Here is an 18093-nt window from a genome sequence, read left to right on the forward strand (position 1 = left end):
AAGAAGGCCGGACACTATCCGGCCTTCTTTGTTACAGGACCTGAAAAGAAATCATGACATGGAGGTATAAGACTTAATACGGCGGATAATGGCCTGTCTAAGACCGATGTCTTTGATATCGCCATCGGTAAATTGCCAACCATCATTGCCTCTTGTTATGGTGGCGTTATAACGGCCATTAATAAATATCAAAAAAGCATCCCGATTTGCGGTAAGCTTAATCCAGCTTCTGATATGTAAGGCATCGTAACAAAATACCAATGCCGTTTGCGGTCGGCGGGCGTAAATAAAAGTTTGCTGTCGCGATTGCAGCATATCCAATACCTGTAGTACTTCTTCTTCATTTAGCTGGTTGCCTTGATAGCTCCATTCATAAAGCGTGCTGCCCGTAAAGCGGATTTCGCCCAGGTAACCCGGCTGTGTTTTTGCGCTCTGCCAGAGATAATGGACATAGCGGTCTAAACGACCGGTTGCGCTATGGGCATCTTCCCCGGTGTAACCTTCATAAAGCCTGAAGGCATCGGTAGCAATAAAATGGTCGCCCTCTTGCCGGTATATGGGAAAGATCTCCAGCGTAGCAGGATGCTCATTATGGCGTATAATTTTTATTAAAGCAGGATTACGAAGCATAGATCAATCAGTATATTGTTAATTACTCCTTACTTCTCCCACTGACAGAAAGAATAGCAAGCGGACTAACCCGCGCGGTGTCTATGTATAACCGGTTCTGGTTGCCGGTATCAGCATTGGCAAACTTGCCCAGCAAAATGCTCTCGCCCGTGGTACCGGGATTGTTGCCGCCGCCTAACAGCCATTTACCTTTGGTATCTTTTACCTCAAGACCGGCAAGGTTGGCGGCCTTCAAACCAAAATCGGTACAATTGTTTTTGTTGAGATGATAAGCCAGGCCGTCATATTGATGTGCCAGTTGCAAGATCTTCTCAAAGCGCCTTTTGGAAATGAACTTGCCAACTATCTCATCCCATGGATAGGCGGTATCATCGCGCAGGGTAGATGACGATGAGGGCATCAGCGGTGTAGATGATAACGGATTATCTTTCTTCGGCCCGAATCCAAACGAGAGCGTAGCGTAGGACGAATCGACGTTAAACTTTATCAACGTGATATAAGTATGACCGGTATAGATCAACTTGTGCACTTTGGCTTTGCCGCGCACCGGCTGGCGCACATGGAATATCATGGCGTAAGCCAATGCTTTTTTGCCATCATTAAACGTCTCCAGAATCTTATCTGAGTGGATGAATTTACTGTTGGTGGTTTGCCGGGTACCTTGTAGCGGTTGTAACTGAGCTTCTAATATTTGCTGATCCTGTGAAGAGAACGGGAGAGTCTCGTTGGTCAGGCTGTCTGGCGTTAGCGTTTTTAAAAAGCATTTCATCGCCAATGGATAAAGCTTCATTCGTGTAAGCAATCCGGCCAGTTTATACAAGTTGTCGCGGTCGGTCTCATTATAAGCAGCATCGCTAACGTCGAGTTGTTTAAATGCCGTTAATAGCTGCTTGCGGGTGAGTTTGCCGCTCAGCTCTGCAGATGCTGAAGGCGCATCTGTATTGACTGGAAAATGATTCCCTTCGGTTACAATAGCAGCCAGTTGTTGCTGAGGCTGCGCCAGTAGCGATAGCGGGAATAGCACTGCTAAAAAGGATAACTGTAATAACCTGCTCATGGCTGAATGATTTTATGTTTTCAGGGTTTTGTTGAAGTCTGGCTTAGCCATTGTTGCTGCACATAAGGCGATTGACTCAGCCGCTCAAACAGCTGCGCCGTTTGAGCTAGTTTTTCAGGACTGTTGATCTTAAAATACCAGAACTCCTCCAGGTCGCCATCGTTCATCGTCATCTGTGTTGCACCCTGGCTTTTATGGGCGGCCAGTTCCCAGTTGGCAATAATTTTATAATTGATCTTGTTGCGATAGCTGAAACTAGTGGTACGGTCTACGCTAAAAGATGGTGCTGTTGAAATGGCAGTTGTGCGTTCATAAGCAGCTAATTGCTTGAACGTTTTCACGTCGTCGGCTTTATTACGCAAGGCTGCGCCTAACACTATCGGACGCTCGTTTGCAGGCAACGATGCCACTACATCAAGCGCCAGCAGAGTAGCCGCCTTATGACCGGCATGAGTATCGGCTTCGGGTAAGAGGCAGAATACATAGTTGTAATGATTCTGTATTAAGAGCTGATGCAGCTGTTGTTTAACGGCTGGTACATGCCAGCTGGTATCCAGAGGTTCATGCTCGTCGGTACTGTAGTGGCTGTCTGCCTGGTTGCCAAAGTAATAATGACTGATGCCTAAAACCTCGCCCGCTTCATGTAATTCCTTTTTGCGGATAGCCGGCAGATTTTTCCGGGCATCAGCGGCATCGGTAAGTTTAAGCCCATAATACTGCTCGGCAAGGGTTGAATAACGGTAACCGGCTTCGCCATTAGTAATTACAAACAGATCTACCTGGCCATGTTGTTCTTTTGCTAGCTTGTATAAGGTTACAGATAACATGCTTTCATCATCCGGATGGGCAATAATTACCAGGGTTTTTAAAGGTGTTTGGGCGTGGGCGTTATATTGGATGATTCCCAAAAAGACAAAGAGAATCAGTAGCTGATACTTTTTCGGTTTCATAACCGGAGACAATTAAATGATTAACGATTGGATTAAAGAAGACTTAAAGAAGGGCTGGAGCGCCCCGATGGATCAACAGCAACAACAACCATGTGCCGCCTGCTGGTTAGGCGACATATAGAAAAATGATTGTTTGTTTGAATGATCAGTCATCTGCTTAAAATCGATGCTACAATACAAACGTAGTGGATAGATCTCGCTTTTCAAAATAAATCTATAAATACTAGAGGCTTTGTAGTATTTATGATAATTTTATAGAACTACAGAAGCTTAGACGCGAATCAATGATCCGTTTAACGATATGGTTAAAGTGATAACTAACATAGAAGCTATGCATCAAATTCATAATCTTGCATCATGGTAAAATCAGAAGAATACGCGTTGGTAACAGGGGCAAGTAGCGGTATTGGCAGAGAGATTGCACTGCAATTGGCCGCAAGAGGTTACTCGTTGCTGCTAACGTCGCGCTCAATTGATGGGTTAGAACAGCTTGCTGCCCAAGTTAAAGAGCGTTACGCCGTTAATGCGTTGTGCTTCGCTGCGGATCTTGCTGATCCTGATGCTGTGACCAGGCTTGCTGCCTGGTGTAAGGAAGTAACATCCTCACTAGCAGTACTCATTAATAACGCAGGCTACGGTTTATGGGGCAATTTTGATCAGCTGGAACTGCGCGATCAGCAGCATATGTTACAGTTAAACATTGGTGCGGTCATTGGTTTAACGCATCAGCTCCTGCCGTTGCTTAAGCAGCAGCCTAATGCTTATATTATGAATGTGGCCAGCACGGCAGCTTATCAGTCTGTACCTACACTGACGGTGTATGCGGCAACTAAGGCTTTTGTACTTAACTATAGCCGCGGCCTGCGCCTGGAGCTGGAGGGCTTAAATATTTACGTAACATGCCTTTGTCCAGGCCCTACAGCAACCGGTTTTGCTGAGCGAGCAGGTATGGCTGCATTGGCAGAGCTGGCAGATAAGTTTAATATGCAACCACAGGAGGTAGCCGCCGCAGGATTAAAAGGGTTATTTGGAAAGAAAGCAGAAGTTGTGCCCGGTGGGCTCAACCGAGTTTCCGCCTGGGGTGCCCGGCATCTCCCTAAATCATGGATAGAGGGGATATCTGCAAAACTATATAAGGTTAAAAACAGATAGTTAGATCTGGTTTAAAAAGTAAAGCCCCTGATGGGCAGGGGCTTTTACTAACCAAATATAAACCTAAAGATGAGAGAGATGTGTAATTTGAGGTGTGAGAACGGATTCGAACCGTTGTGAAGAGTTTTGCAGACTCCCGCCTTACCACTCGGCCACTCCACCTGCTCATATTTTATTTATGCATCATTAAGCGGAGGCATGAATTACGCTTGTGGGCTTTAGATCTTCAGTTGAGTTCCTGCTGCGTCTGCGCAGCAGATAACCAATAATCAACGCTATAATCATATCATTATCCTACGATACCTGCAAAACGTTGATAAAATGCGGTTGGACTTTCAGCGTGCTTAGGCGCATATTTACCACCGATGATAGGTATGTAGATCACCCTCCGGCGACTTTCGGGCCCCGAAACCAGCGATTGCGCTACCCGGTGCCAAAGCCTGCCATCGTGAATGGTCAGATCGCCTGCTTCCGGAGCAATAGCAACCTCGTTGTCGTCGGCATCATTATCCAGGAAATAGCGTTTCTTGAAGAGTAATTGATAAAGGTTTTGCTGATGAGTGCCAGGCAATATTCTTAAGCCACCGTTTTCGGGTTTTAAAGTGTTTAGATGGATGCCAACGTTAAGCATAGGGTTTAGCCTGGTGCCATGAAATACATCTCTAAGCCCATCCGTATGCCATCCCATTTTGGTAAAACTGCTATTTGAGGCATTTATGTAATGATTAAACACCATCCCGTCCTTTTCATCGGTGCCCAGACGGGCTTCTGATCCTGCAAGTTGTAGTAGTGTATGGAAACGTGGATCTGCTGCAAGCGCCTCCAGTACAGGGTGCTGCTGATTAATAAAGGCAAAGCGTTGCACAATGGGGCTGCCATCTACATCTTTTCCAAATTTTATGGGTACGCCATTAACTTTTTTGACATCCTCGGCCAACCAGCGCTGCTGAACTTCTTCTGAGGCCCGGATGATGGAGTTGACAGTATCCTGAGAAATGAAATTTTTGAAATGTATAAAGCCGTATTCATTAAAAAAACGACGCTGTTCGTTACTGATGGTTTGTCCTAAAACAAACCTGGTATAATTCTTTAACATGGTAAAAAAGGGTAATAGAAAATAATGTTGTTACTAAGAGAAGTTATCGGGGGCGACAACAGCAGCAACAACACATGACCCTTGTTGGGAAGGATACCTCCGGGAGGCTATTGGGCGATATGTTAAGAAATGTTTTCAATGTATATAAATCCTATAGATTTAATAGACGTTTCAAATATAGGCGAATGTTATATTAGTTTCCAAATAAAATATAACTTTTTTGATCGACTGATAGCGGGATTCAGAAATGGCTTTTTCTTTTATAACTACAGATCTAGGTTACCCTGCGTTAATGTTCTGATTAATAAGGTGCTGGAGAAAAATATTCTTTTAAGGTTGATTTTTGTCTTGATAATGCATTTTATTGCACTATATTCGCGGCCCCTTCGGGATGTAGCGTAGCCCGGTATCGCGCCACATTTGGGATGTGGAGGCCGCAGGTTCGAATCCTGCCATCCCGACTTAAAAGGACAGATCAAGTTTATCTTGGTTTGTCCTTTTTTATTTCCACGCATAATTGTTAATCAGTTGACAGAGACCTGATTAGTGAGCATACACCGATGGTTAAAAAGTTTAATACTTATTCACTATCGGCATCCTGCACAACTCGCATAATATTATTGCTGCCATAATTCTCCAGGGTTTTGGTTAACTGGGCTTTTATCTGTTTTACCAGTATCCTTGGGCTCAATACTCTCATTTTGGCGCCAAATCCTAATAATTCCCGTTCTAATTCAAAGTTCAGTATTACCTTGATACTAAATATTTTTCCGTTTATATCTTCACTTAACAGCTTTTGGGTATGGTGCAGCGGCTTGGTAACAACGTAAGGCGCATTGGCCGCGTCTATCCAAAATATCACCTCGCAATCGCGCTGACCGGGAGATTTAGTTACGCCGATACAGTCATTATAATAAGTAGCCAGGTCTAGTGATCTGTTCTCTCTGTAAGGTTCTTCATGTTCTGCAACAGCTTGTATTCTGTCTAAAGCCAGGTTCAGAATATGGGCATTGCGTTTGTGGGGTACCCCTAAAACAAACCAGCGATTGCGATATTCTTTCAACAGATATCCGCTAAAACAAAACGAGCTGGCTTCTCTGGCTTTGAAGGATTGATAAGTAATACAAATGGTCTTTTTGGCTACAATAGCTTTACGAATCACCTCTATCCACTCCAGTCCTTTCAGATTATCGTTCTTCTCAAAATCAATTACCGGCGTACTCTGCGTTTTCTGGGTGTAGATCTTATCTTCCAGTTTACTCACCATTTCATTGAGATCGGTAAAATGGTTAAAGCCTTTAAACTGCTTTAATAAGCCGGATACCTCGCTCAAAACCAGCATATCCTGTTGATTTAGCGGACTGTTGGTAATGCTGTAATTCTTATCGCTGTAGGTATAATACTTTTTATCAACCACCACTATAGGCGCTTCATAGCCCAGTTTATTACTGCGCATCATTTCCATATCGGCCTGTACCGTGCGTCGGCTTACGCCGGTATCAATTCCCTGATATTCATATAGGGCATCGCTACAGGCGTCAATCAAATCGTCCAGCGTCCACTTCTTAAAACGGTTTTGCAGGCATTGGTCAATGGTTCGGTAGCGGATCAGGGCGTTGCGGTTAACAGGCATAGGGTTATGATTTTGAATTTCGGATGTTTTATTTCGGATTTTGAGATTCGAAAACTAAGATTAAACAAATCCGAAATAGAGCATCCGAAATCCGAATTTAAAAAATCTTTTTTACTGCGCAAATACACTGCGCACTTGATGTTTCTCTTTGTAGTGTCGAAAGGCTAAACCTGTTCACAAACGCCCCCTCTCCCGATACGGGGAGAGGGGTTTTGGCCCGGAGACATTTAAATGATTAAATTACAAACTCAGTTTTATGAGAAAACAGCATAGCCCAGAAACACTCCCCCTTCAGGGGGCCGGGGGGCAAAAAGAGAAAATAGGCAACAACGAGTTAAAGGCGTTGGGTATTAATGATGTAGAGATATTGGTAAACTTTAGTCGCGTGGCTAATGGCTTGCTGAAACACAACGTAATGGCCAAGCCCGAAATACTGGCCAATTTAGAAGCCTTGATTCACGACCCGATGCCTTACGCCCTAAAGAAAGGCGGCAAGTTTAAAAACCTGGCCGATGACGTGATTGCCCTGCGTAAAGAAGGCAAGTTTGTAAAGCAGGAGCGCGGCAACTTTAAGCTGAAAGAAGAGATAGCCGATTTCCCGGTGTGGGGACTGGAAAATATTGAGGTAGGGGCCCTTGCGCAGATGCGTACTGCGGTACAGCTGCCCATTGCCGTGGCGGGCGCTTTAATGCCCGACGCACACCAGGGTTATGGCCTGCCTATTGGCGGTGTGCTGGCTACTACGGCCAATACCATTATTCCGTTTGCGGTGGGGGTGGATATTGCCTGCCGTATGTGCCTGAGTATTTTTGATTTGCCTGCCGAAGCGATTGATACCGAGACAGACAAGCTGAAAAATATACTGGTTGATAACACTTACTTCGGGATGGGGTGCACTACCAAATCATATTTTGACAGCTCGTTGTTTGATAGTAAAACCTGGGGCGAAACCAAGCTGATCCGTTCGCTTAAAGACAGAGCTTATGCACAATTAGGTACCAGTGGCACCGGCAACCACTTTGTGGAATGGGGCGAACTGACCTTGACCGAGGGTGCGTTGGATGATATCCCGGCGGGTAAATACCTGGCCTTGCTTTCGCACTCGGGCTCACGCGGGTTTGGGGGCGCCGTGGCCGACTATTACAGTCGCATAGCCATGACCAAAACCAAATTGCCTGCCGAGGCCAAACACCTGGCTTGGTTAGATTTGGATAAAGACGAAGGGCAGGAGTACTGGATAGCCATGAACCTGGCCGGCGAATATGCCAGCGCCAACCACCATGAGATTCATAACAAAATCGCTCGCGCTTTGGGCGTTAAACCCATCAGCAGGATTGAGAACCACCACAACTTTGCCTGGAAAGAACACCTGGCCGACGGCACCGAAGTAATAGTACACCGCAAAGGCGCCACACCGGCCGGCGAAGGTGTGTTAGGCATCATCCCCGGCAGCATGAGTACGCCAGGTTTCCTGGTGCGTGGTAAAGGCGATGCGTCGAGCATCAACTCCGCCAGTCACGGCGCGGGTAGGGCCATGAGCCGAAGCGCCGCCTTCAAAACGCTGGATAAAGCTTTGATTGCCGCCAACCTGGTAGAAAAGCGCATTACCCTGATGGGTAGCGACGTAGACGAAGCCCCAATGGCTTATAAAGACATCCACACCGTTATGGCCGCCCAGCATGACCTGGTAGAAGTGTTAGCCAAATTTGAGCCAAGGATTGTAAGGATGGCGGATGCGAGGGAGAAGCCGGAGGATTAGAGGAGGGCTTTTTCTGGCACGGGTGTGTGGTTTTTATCTAATATGTTAAATTAAGGGATTTTAACTATTATTGATCAACTTAAATCAATATGGAAATCAACGAAATATTAGAAAGTATTATTACAGGCAATAGCACCTTGTTTACGGGTTCAGGGTTTTCTTATGGTACCACTAATATTCTTGGCAAGAGTCCAATTACCGCCGTACCGCTAACTGAGAAACTTTATAAAGATGCGGGAATAGATGAAAATGATAATGACCTGAAAAATGCTTCGCATTTTTATATAGACACATTTTCCGAATATGATTTAATTAAGCTACTTCGAGAAAATTATACGATAACAAAGGTAACTGATTCTCATTTGACAATTGCAGATTTGCCTTGGAAACGTATTTATACGACAAACTATGATAATGCTTTGGAATTGGCGTCCCATCAAAATAATAAACTTCTAACCCCAATAATATTATCAGAAAGGATCGATCAATATAAAGATAAAAGAACCTTGTGTGTACATCTGAATGGTTACATAGATCGCCTCACCCCTAATTCCCTGTACAAGGACTTTAAGCTTACTGATGCTAGTTATTTGACAACAGATTTTTTAATAAGTAGCTGGATTGATTTATTTAGAAGTGATATTGAAACTTCCAAAGTCGTTCTATTTATTGGATTTTCTTTAATTAGTGATTTAGACTTATCGCGAATAATATCTACGCATTCAAAAAGAGACAACTTAGTCTTTATCGTAAAACCCAATGAGTCACAGCTACTTATTAAAAGACTCAAAAAATATGGAACTGTATTTGACTTGGGTATTGACGGTTTAGCAGAAGCCATTAAACAAAAGCAATTGACGTTTGAAAAACCTGACGATAAGGAAATGATATTACAATCATTTACACTTAGTAATGTATCAGGTAATTCTCCGAAACTGAAGGACAAAGATATTTTTGATTTACTTTTTAAAGGTGATAGTAACACTGATTTAATTCATTACTCGCTGGTAAATCCAGATCAATATAGATACTACATCAAGAGAGAACAGATAGAGGACGTAGTTGATTACATAAAAAAAGGAGGAAAGAACATCTTAATTCATTCTGATTTAGGAAATGGAAAAACCTTGTTTTTGGAAGGGTTAATGGATCAGCTAAAAAATTTAGACTATAGGGTTTACAAATTCAACAAATATTACGATACTACTTTCGATGAAATAGAATATCTATGTACCAAGGTGCATAGATGTATACTTATTATTGAAAAATATAGCGATCACTTCGATTTATTGCGAAAAATAGCACTTTTTAGAACTAGCGACATTACAATCATCGTTTCCGATAGATCAATTATAAATGACACGGTATATCTAACTTTAGAGAAGGTCATTTTTGAAGAGAGTTATCTGATTAAAGACTTGAATAAGCTTTCGTTAATCGAAGTAACGAATCTTATGCAAATGATTTCCCATTATGGTTTATGGGGTAATTATTCTTCCCAGAAAGATGATGTTAAGAGGAAAATTATAACAGATGATTGCAAGAGTTCATTTAGGCTATTCTTACTTCATTTATTAGCCTCTCCTGATATTAAAGAGCGCTTCAATAAGCTCTTAAGATTTATAAAGGACGCTAATGAATCCTTTTTTGACGCGACTCTATTAATTTTAGCCAGTAACGTTTTTGAATTTCATCTAGACCTAAATAAGTTAATCTACATTCTTGACGATGAGCTTATTAATAACCCGTCGTTTTACAGCAATGATCAATTAAAAGAGGTTTTAAATTTTCATGAGTCGAAAATTTATGTCCGCTCTTCGATTCTTGCCCAATCGTTACTTTCTCAACCACAATTTCATCACAGTCTAATAATCTTATTGATTAAAGTCTTTCGAAAACTAGATAATAGGACTTTTGATAAGAACAATTATCAAATACTAAAAAGTCTTGTATCGTTTTCAAGGTTACAGAGTATCTTTAACTTAAAGGAAAACTCTCATTTTAAAGCTGTTGTTTTGAATTTTTATGAAGAAATCAAGGATACGAAATTTGCTTCTAAGAATCCTTTTTTTTGGCTACAGTACGCTATCGCAAGATTGTCTTCAAGAGATTATCCAATAGCAGATAAATATTTTCAAACAGCTTATAGTTTCGCACGGGCTAATGACGAGTTCGATACTTTCCATATTGATAACCATTTTGCTCGGCATATATTGGAGAACGAGATTTATAACGGATCTGATGACACTGCTATGGAGCAATTTATCAAAGCTCACAACATGCTATCCGTGAAGACTAGTGTTAATGAAAACCGACACTATCCAATAAGAGTAGCCACGAATTATGGGAGATTTTACGACAGATATTATAAAAATTTCTCACTTCAGAATAAGAAAGTATTTATAATTTCCTGTAGAGAGATTATGCTTAAAATTATTGAATACAAAACATCGGTAGATTACGAGCGATGGAATAAATCGGTAATGGTCTGTGAAAGTGAACTTAACCGTATTCTTGATAAGGAGGGGGACTTTAAAATATAATGGCCCTGCTACCGCAAGCCTCTCCCGGCGAGACTCGAACTCTTCCTCATAAATAGAGAATAGTTCGGGGCTCGCCGGTTTTTAAATAAAACCCTCACCTTTTTTCAAAATAATTTCCACCTGCGCAAATACACTGCGCAGTGCCTCAATTTCTTTGTATCAACATAAAGAAAAAAAGGAGGTTCACAATGAAATTCAACCTGTTAAGCAAAGTCAGAAACCAAACGGTTAACCACGAGGGGGCTAAAGCGTTTACGCTGTCACCGGAGATGGAGCTGTATACCGCCGTGGTTACCTGGAGCTTGAACGACTCTTTTTATGAAAAGGACCAGGCGCGTTTACAGCGTCTGCAAAAATTGATTGCCGTGTGCAACCCGGTGTTTGTGGGTAAGCTGGCCGTATACGCCCGCACCAAAATGTATATGCGTTCGGTACCGCTGGTGCTGGTGACTGAATTGGCCAAACTGCACCGCGGCGACGATCTGGTGGCCCGGGTTACAGACGGCGTGATCGGCCGTGCAGACGAGATTACCGAACTTTTGGCCTGCTACGAATTGCTGAACGAGCGTAAAGGCACCAAAAAGCTTAACCGCCTGAGCAAGCAGTTGCAAAAAGGTTTGTCGACCGCGTTTAACCGTTTCGACGAGTACCAGTTTGGTAAATACAACCGCGATGGCGCCATCAAACTGCGCGATGCCTTGTTTCTGGTTCACCCAAAAGCAAAGGACGAGTTGCAGCAGGTGCTGTTTAACAAAATAGCCAATAACGATCTGCAAACGCCATACACCTGGGAAACAGAGCTATCGGCGCTGGGTCAGATAGGTTTTGATAGCGACGAAGCTAAGGCAATAGCTTTCTGCGCTAAGTGGGAGGAACTGATAGACAGCGGTAAGCTGGGCTACATGGCCCTGCTGCGTAACCTGCGCAACATACAGGAGGCCGGTGTAAGCTACAAGCACTTTGAAAAAGTGTGTGCCCGCCTGGCCAATGCCGACGAGGTTGCCCGGGCAAAACAGTTTCCGTTCCGTTACCTGGCGGCCTATCGCGAGCTGGTTAATCCGGCGGTTACCAGGGTGCCTGCGCAAAGCATGGTTAAAAAGCTGACCAACCTGCTACAAGACAACAAAGGTTACACCGGCGAGTTGCTGGACGCACTGGAGAAAGCGGTACAGGCCAGCGCCGCCAACATTAAAGGCTTTGACCATAATACCCGTGTGCTGCTGGCTTGCGATGTATCGGGATCAATGCAAACACCGGTATCGGCAAAATCAAAAGTATTGCTGTATGATGTGGGGGTAATGCTGGCCATGTTGCTGCAAAGCCGTTGTAAAAACGTAGAGGTGGGCATGTTTGGTAATATTTGGAAAACCATAGCTGTGCCACGCAATAACATCTTAGGCAACGTACAGGAGTTTTATCGCCGCGAGGGCGAGGTGGGTTATAGCACCAATGGCTACCTGGTTATCAAAGATCTATTGTTGCGTAAGGTAAAAATGGACAAGGTAATGTTATTTACCGATGCCCAGTTATGGAACAGTTCATCAACCACAGGCGATCATATACAGCCTTTATGGTTACGCTACAAAGCAGAGGTATCGCCAAACGCGAAGCTCTACCTGTTTGACCTGAAAGGTTACGGACAAGCACCATTGCAGGTATTGCGCAATGATGTTTACCTGGTAGCCGGCTGGAGTGATAAAGTTTTTGAGGTGTTAGCCGCCTTAGAAAACGGAGGCTCGGCTCTGGATGCCATCAATAGCATAGAACTATTATAACCAAGTATGGGGCGTTAACACCCCATACTTTTAAAGAAATTAAAGAATAAGGATGCCGTAGAAACGGGTTACTTCGCTCCGACCATGGGGGAGGGCAGTGTGGCGAAGGCCATGCTGAGGGTTCGAGTCCCTAAGGCGCACCCCCGGCCCGCGTTCGCCTGTTGCTCCTTATAAAATATAAAAGAAGGTGTCGTAAATAAGTCTTACTTCGATCAGGGAACCGTTGCCGGGCAATATGCTACGGGCGGGATGAAATTGGCTTGTTGCTTATTGCCCTTCTTTTTAAAGAAACTAAAATATTAAGGTGCCGTAAATATGCGCTACTTCGTGTCGCCGGTTCGATTCCGGTCTGTGGGAAGCAATTTCCGTAGTAGCTCAGTTGGTAGAGCAGAAAGCCGTCAGGCCGTTGCGCATATTGACTATCGCCCTTAAAAAAATAAAGAAGATGCCGTGGGTCAGCGTTACTTCGCCTGTCACGCAAAATTAAACGTTGACTAATCGTTGCTCTTCTTTTAAAAGGTGCCGTAAACAGGTGTTACATCGGTTAGAACATCCCTGAAAAATGGGAAGGCCGTCGGTTCAAGTCCGGCCAGTGATTAATTTCACGAGTAGTTCAGTAAAACACACCTGTTGCTTTTAGCCCTTTTTTAAACATAATGAAAGATGCCGTAAGCGGGAGATACTTCGTTGGTGAAACCGCGAAAGCGGGCAGGTTCGAATCCTGAAAAGACTCCCGCTGCTTGTCGCTCTTTCATTTATATTTTAACCTTAGCTATTAAATTATAATGGATACTATCCTCCAAAAACTGCTCGAACTAGAGCAGCATCAAAATATAAAAATACTGTATGCCTGCGAGTCAGGCAGCCGGGCCTGGGGCTTTGCTTCGCCCGATAGCGACTTTGACGTTCGCTTTATATATACCAGGTCAGTAAATGATTACCTGGGCATAACAGAGTTGCCCGACAATGTTGGTTTGCCTGTTAACGAAGTGTTGGATATAAGTGGTTGGGATATCAAAAAAGCATTAAAGCTATTCCTGAAATCAAACAGCACACTGTACGAATGGTTGCAATCGCCAATAGTATATCAAGGAGACGCAACTTTTGTTGACGATCTGCGTAAGCTAATGCCGGTATACTTTTCGTTGCGTGCCAGCGCTAATCATTATTTATCAATGGCCCATAATACACTTCGGGACGACCTGCAAAGCGAGCGGGTAAAGCTGAAACGCTACTTTTATGCGCTTCGCCCGGCATTGGCTTGTTTATGGATAGTTGAAAAGCAAACTGTACCACCGATGGAATTTCAGCATTTAAGGGTTCTGTTAACAGCGTCTAAAATTCAAAATGCAATAGATGAACTGTTGGAAAGAAAGAAGATAGCTGATGAAAAAGCTTTAATACCGCCTGTTCTTGAACTTAATCAATGGCTGAGTGATACACTTGACTATTGCAAGGAGCAAATACCAGCCCTCGCGTCAGAAAAGAAATATCCCGATAAATTGAACAATATCTTTAGAACATATATCCAGTAATGACCTACAAACAGCTAAAAAAGCAAAAAGAACTGATCCTGCTTGATTGCATCAGCGGCAGCATGGCTTATAACCTGAATATGGCTGGTTCTGATGTGGATAAGAAAGGAATATTTATTATGCCTCAAAAGCAACTATATGGTTTTGAGCGACAGGAGCAGATAGCCAATGAAACCAATGATGAGGTTTATTTTGAGATGGGTCGTTTTCTGGAATTATTGACTAAAAACAACCCCAATATATTGGAATTGTTGAGCACTCCCAAAGAATACGTACTATTTCGCCATCCATTAATGGACTTGATCAGGCCCGATGATTTTTTATCCAAGCTTTGCCAGGATACATTTGCCGGATACGCGCAAACACAGATAAAAAAAGCCCGCGGGTTAAATAAGAAGATCAATAGACCATTAGATGCTGAACGGAAGTCGGTGTTGGATTTCTGCTTTGTGATATACAACAACGGCAGTATTCCACTAAGTGAATGGCTAAATGAACATGATTTCGATCAGAGTGAATGCGGCTTGGTTAATCTGAATCATTTCAGGAACGTCTATTTATTATATCATCAAAAACAATTAACAGATGGCTGGTTTAAGGGAATTGTCTCGGGCCCTGATGCTGATGATGTGCAGCTGAGTTCTGTGCCGATGGGGTTAGAAAATATAGCGGTAATGAACTTTAACAAGGACAGCTATTCTATTTACTGCCGAGAATATAAAGAGTATCTGGAATGGGAAGAGAATCGAAACCAGCATCGTTATCAAAGCACACTGTCACATGGCAAAAGTTACGATGCAAAAAATATGATGCACACCTTTCGCCTTTTGAATATGGCCGAAGAAATTGCGCTATATCAACAGATTATAGTAAAACGTGAAGATCGCGATTTCTTGCTGAAGATCCGCAATGGAGAATTTGAATTTGACTACCTGATGCAAATGGTTGAAGACAAGTTGGAGCGGATAAAAGCCGCCTATGAGAACTCATCCTTGCCTAACAAGGTAGATATTAAAATAGCGGAGAATATTTTGGTGCAAATTCGGCAGAAATATTACAGTGGTAAGTATTAGTTGTGCTTAATATCGTTTTTCCTCAAATCATCCATAAATTGTTTAGAGAAAAACAAGGTGGCGCAGCGGAAAGCGAATAACATTAGTTATTCGCTTTTTTGTTTTGGGGGGAGGGGAGGCTGTGGTTCTGTAGTGGAATCATTTGTTCCTATTGTTTGTAAGTCAGATTTTTATGTTGTGTTTTCTGGTTCATCTCCAGTCCATCATACAGTTATGAATTATCAATGCAAAACGATAATTTAGAAATAGAAATTTCTGGTCCCGGCATCGGGCTGCCTTATTTCCACCGAGATAAACTTTTAAAAACGCATAGATTCTATGAAAATACTGTTGGTATACCCTGAAATGTATGATTCGTTTTATGCTTTTAAGCATCTTGCTTCTTTAATAGGTAAGAAGGCGGCTTTTCCTCCGCTGGGGTTATTGACAGTAGCTGCTATGTTGCCGCAAAACTGGGAACGAAAGCTTATCGATTTAAATGTAAAAGCATTATCTGACTCGGATATTGAATGGGCAGATATGGTTTTTGTTTCGGCTATGAATGTTCAGGAAGAGTCTGTCCGGAAGATTATTGCACAATGTAAAAGAAAAAATGCCACCATTGTTGCCGGCGGCCCGCTTTTTACACATGAGCATGAGCGCTTTGAAGGTATTGATCATTTTGTGTTGAATGAAGCTGAAATTACGCTTCCTCTTTTTCTTGCCGATTTGGAATCAGGCCGGGCCAAGCCGATCTATAAAACAGCTGAGTTTGCTGACGTAAGTAAAACTCCGCTTCCGCAAATGGACCTAATCAACATGAAGGACTACCTGTATGCTATTGTGCAGTTTTCGCGAGGTTGTCCTTATCTATGCGATTTTTGTGATGTAACAACCCTGTACGGGCGTAAACCCCGTACTAAGTCTGCAGAACAAATTATTGCCGAGTTGGAGTTGATCCATAAAGCCGGCGAAAGCCAGAATGTGCTGTTTGCCGACGATAACCTTATTGGAAATAAAAAGATATTAAAATCAGAGTTGCTTCCGGCACTGATTGACTGGCAATACAAAACCAACCCGGGTTTATATTTCATAACACAGCTCACTATCAACCTGGCAGATGATGATGAAATGATGCGGCTGATGCTTGAGGCGAAATTTAGAAACGTATTTATCGGGATTGAAACCCCGGACGAAGACAGCTTGAAACTTTCGCTTAAAAACCAAAACCTGAAGCGGGATATATTAAGTAACATTCATAGGCTGCACCAGGCAGGATTTACCATTATGGGCGGGTTTATAGTTGGCTTTGATACAGACAAGGATAATAGTTTTAAAAATATAATTGACTTTATACAGGAAAGCGGGATCCCTATTCCGATTGTGAATGTATTAAAAGCGCCGCCGGGTACGGCGTTGTTTGATAGGATGAAACGCGAGAACAGGCTGTCCAGGCATTTTACTTTTTCTGAAGGAGAAACAAATATTATCCCTGTTATGGGGGCAGAACGTTTAAAAAACGGATTTTTACAGGTGGTTTCCAGCATTTATCCAGCTGAACATTCTTATAAAAGGGTTAAGCGGTTTTTAACGATGCATGAATTTCCTAAAAATGGTGGCGTTAAGACGAAAGAAAAATATACCTTCTCGCAATTATATCATATTATAAAGGCTATTATAAAACTGGCCGTGTTTGACAAAGACGGCAAACATTACCGGGATTTATTGCTGTGGACATATAAAAACAAACGAACACACCTCTCGCTTGCCTTGATGTATGGCATGATGCTTTATCAATTGAGAGAGAATCATAAACAAATTGTGACCACTCTTTCGAGGTCGGCTGATGTATATGAACCAGACAGTAAACCAATGCTGCTGGCAGAAGCTGTTTGAGGATTGTAATTTTGATGAGGACGCGATCTAAGCTGAGTGTACTGAAAAAGCAGTTACGTTTATTGCGTAACTGCTTTTTATTTAACAAACCCATCTATCGCTTTTTTATAACCAGCATTTGGTTGCCTCCGCGCTGAAACTCATAGGCTACCTTAACTATTTCTGTAAAATAATCAGATTGCAGCGCTATCAAAAAGCTGTCAATAAACTCATTCTTTTCGGCGTTCAGGTTAACAAGCGGGAATATCCTTACCTCTTTGCAAATCCGCATCATTTCGTTTATTGACTGCTGATGAAAATCAAGACCAAGGTTGGAGTAAAGCAGCAAAAAATGAGAGCTCAGCCCCAGATCAAACTCATCATCCAGAAAGCTGGTTGGAGCTGGCAGGCTATGCGTTAAGTATCTTTTCTGATGTTTCCCTTCTTCAAAATCGGCCAGAAACCGTTCCATGGCGCCCATTCGTTTTTCTTTAAGTTCTTCAACACTTTTAATGGTGTCCCAAACAAAATTTTCCTGGTTTGCGGTGGTCTGGTTAATCACTTCAATACAGGTTTCATCAATACGCTGCCTGAGCTGCCCGGCGGTAAACTGGTAAATCGGGTCGATAGATAATACGGTATTACCTATTGCGGTCATCTCGGCATTAAAACTAGCAGGGCCATCGCCAAAGCTGATGATCTTCTTTTGCAGGTCTGCCTGGGTAAGCGCAAACATGTTTTCGTACTCGTCAAGCGTACGGCCCCAGGGCACCACGCTGTTTAAGGTATAAGCCATAAATTATTAGTTTGAAATTTTAAATGGGCAGGCAAAACCAGGCAAAAAAATAACCCGGCAAGTGCTTGCCGGGTTATTTACATATTTAAATTTTTTATTAAACAGAATTAAAACCACACAGCAGCAAGCGGATGGGTTTGCCACCAGATAGCGTTAAAATTATGTGCGTGTTTGTTGTTCATCTGAGGTGCTAAATTATAAAAAAAGAAATCAGCGGGGGCGATGATCCTGCAAACTCTT

Annotated in this window: 13 protein-coding genes and 2 tRNA genes; 8 read left to right on the forward strand and 7 right to left on the reverse strand. The window is 42.8% G+C overall.

What is annotated here, in order from left to right; genetic code table 11:
* Positions 1-51: 51 nt before the first annotated feature.
* The 3 genes from ABZR88_RS05275 to ABZR88_RS05285 are packed head-to-tail and all read right to left on the reverse strand — an operon-like array spanning position 52 to position 2637.
* Positions 52-630 (reverse strand): hypothetical protein, encoded by a 579-nt coding sequence (locus ABZR88_RS05275; protein ID WP_107828456.1) that lies wholly within the window; start codon positions 628-630, stop codon positions 52-54.
* A gap of 22 nt (positions 631-652) precedes the next feature.
* Positions 653-1687, reverse strand: coding sequence for a hypothetical protein (locus ABZR88_RS05280; protein WP_146166524.1), 1035 nt, complete (start codon positions 1685-1687; stop codon positions 653-655).
* Positions 1688-1707: 20 nt separating this feature from the next.
* A complete protein-coding gene (locus ABZR88_RS05285; protein WP_107828454.1) occupies positions 1708-2637 on the reverse strand; it encodes a PIG-L family deacetylase in 930 nt (309 codons plus the stop codon).
* Positions 2638-2994: 357 nt separating this feature from the next.
* Here ABZR88_RS05285 and ABZR88_RS05290 point away from each other — a divergent pair, with 357 nt between their 5' ends.
* The gene (locus ABZR88_RS05290) at positions 2995-3789 is read left to right on the forward strand and encodes an SDR family oxidoreductase (protein ID WP_107828453.1); all 795 of its coding nucleotides are present in this window, start codon (positions 2995-2997) and stop codon (positions 3787-3789) included.
* Positions 3790-3879: 90 nt separating this feature from the next.
* On the opposite strand, the gene ABZR88_RS05295 is transcribed toward ABZR88_RS05290, so the two are convergent.
* Positions 3880-3951 (reverse strand) — tRNA-Cys (locus tag ABZR88_RS05295).
* Between the two features lie 127 nt (positions 3952-4078).
* Positions 4079-4885, reverse strand: a complete 807-nt coding sequence (locus ABZR88_RS05300; RefSeq protein ID WP_107828452.1) for a phytanoyl-CoA dioxygenase family protein — start codon at positions 4883-4885, stop codon at positions 4079-4081.
* Positions 4886-5272: 387 nt separating this feature from the next.
* Between ABZR88_RS05300 and ABZR88_RS05305 the strand changes: the two genes are divergently transcribed.
* Positions 5273-5346: transfer RNA gene (locus ABZR88_RS05305), tRNA-Pro, on the forward strand.
* Positions 5347-5465: 119 nt separating this feature from the next.
* On the opposite strand, the gene ABZR88_RS05310 is transcribed toward ABZR88_RS05305, so the two are convergent.
* Positions 5466-6518 carry a YafY family protein gene (locus ABZR88_RS05310; RefSeq protein ID WP_107828451.1) on the reverse strand — a complete coding sequence of 351 codons (1053 nt, stop codon included), beginning with the start codon at positions 6516-6518 and terminating at the stop codon, positions 5466-5468.
* A 256-nt stretch (positions 6519-6774) separates the two neighbouring features.
* Here ABZR88_RS05310 and ABZR88_RS05315 point away from each other — a divergent pair, with 256 nt between their 5' ends.
* The 6 genes from ABZR88_RS05315 (at position 6775) to ABZR88_RS05340 (ending at position 17078) form a co-directional block, all read left to right on the forward strand.
* Positions 6775-8277 (forward strand): RtcB family protein, encoded by a 1503-nt coding sequence (locus ABZR88_RS05315; RefSeq protein WP_107828450.1) that lies wholly within the window; start codon positions 6775-6777, stop codon positions 8275-8277.
* An 89-nt stretch (positions 8278-8366) separates the two neighbouring features.
* Positions 8367-10820: an SIR2 family protein gene (locus ABZR88_RS05320; protein WP_107828449.1), complete on the forward strand. Its 2454-nt coding sequence runs from the start codon at positions 8367-8369 to the stop codon at positions 10818-10820.
* Positions 10821-11008: 188 nt separating this feature from the next.
* Positions 11009-12595 carry a TROVE domain-containing protein gene (locus tag ABZR88_RS05325; protein ID WP_107828448.1) on the forward strand — a complete coding sequence of 529 codons (1587 nt, stop codon included), beginning with the start codon at positions 11009-11011 and terminating at the stop codon, positions 12593-12595.
* 785 nt (positions 12596-13380) lie between these two features.
* On the forward strand, positions 13381-14130 hold the full coding sequence (locus ABZR88_RS05330) for a nucleotidyltransferase domain-containing protein (protein ID WP_107828447.1): 750 nt from the start codon (positions 13381-13383) through the stop codon (positions 14128-14130).
* The gene (locus tag ABZR88_RS05335) at positions 14130-15203 is read left to right on the forward strand and encodes a nucleotidyltransferase domain-containing protein (protein WP_107828446.1); all 1074 of its coding nucleotides are present in this window, start codon (positions 14130-14132) and stop codon (positions 15201-15203) included. Before ABZR88_RS05330 ends, ABZR88_RS05335 begins: the two co-directional genes overlap by 1 nt.
* A 318-nt stretch (positions 15204-15521) precedes the next feature.
* A complete protein-coding gene (locus ABZR88_RS05340) occupies positions 15522-17078 on the forward strand; it encodes a B12-binding domain-containing radical SAM protein (RefSeq protein ID WP_107828445.1) in 1557 nt (518 codons plus the stop codon).
* Between the two features lie 94 nt (positions 17079-17172).
* On the opposite strand, the gene ABZR88_RS05345 is transcribed toward ABZR88_RS05340, so the two are convergent.
* The gene (locus ABZR88_RS05345; RefSeq protein ID WP_107828444.1) at positions 17173-17853 is read right to left on the reverse strand and encodes an SAM-dependent methyltransferase; all 681 of its coding nucleotides are present in this window, start codon (positions 17851-17853) and stop codon (positions 17173-17175) included.
* Between the last annotated feature and the right edge of the window lie 240 nt (positions 17854-18093).

Origin of the sequence: Mucilaginibacter yixingensis, from assembly GCF_041080815.1 — a bacterium.
GTDB classification, from domain to species: domain Bacteria; phylum Bacteroidota; class Bacteroidia; order Sphingobacteriales; family Sphingobacteriaceae; genus Mucilaginibacter; species Mucilaginibacter yixingensis.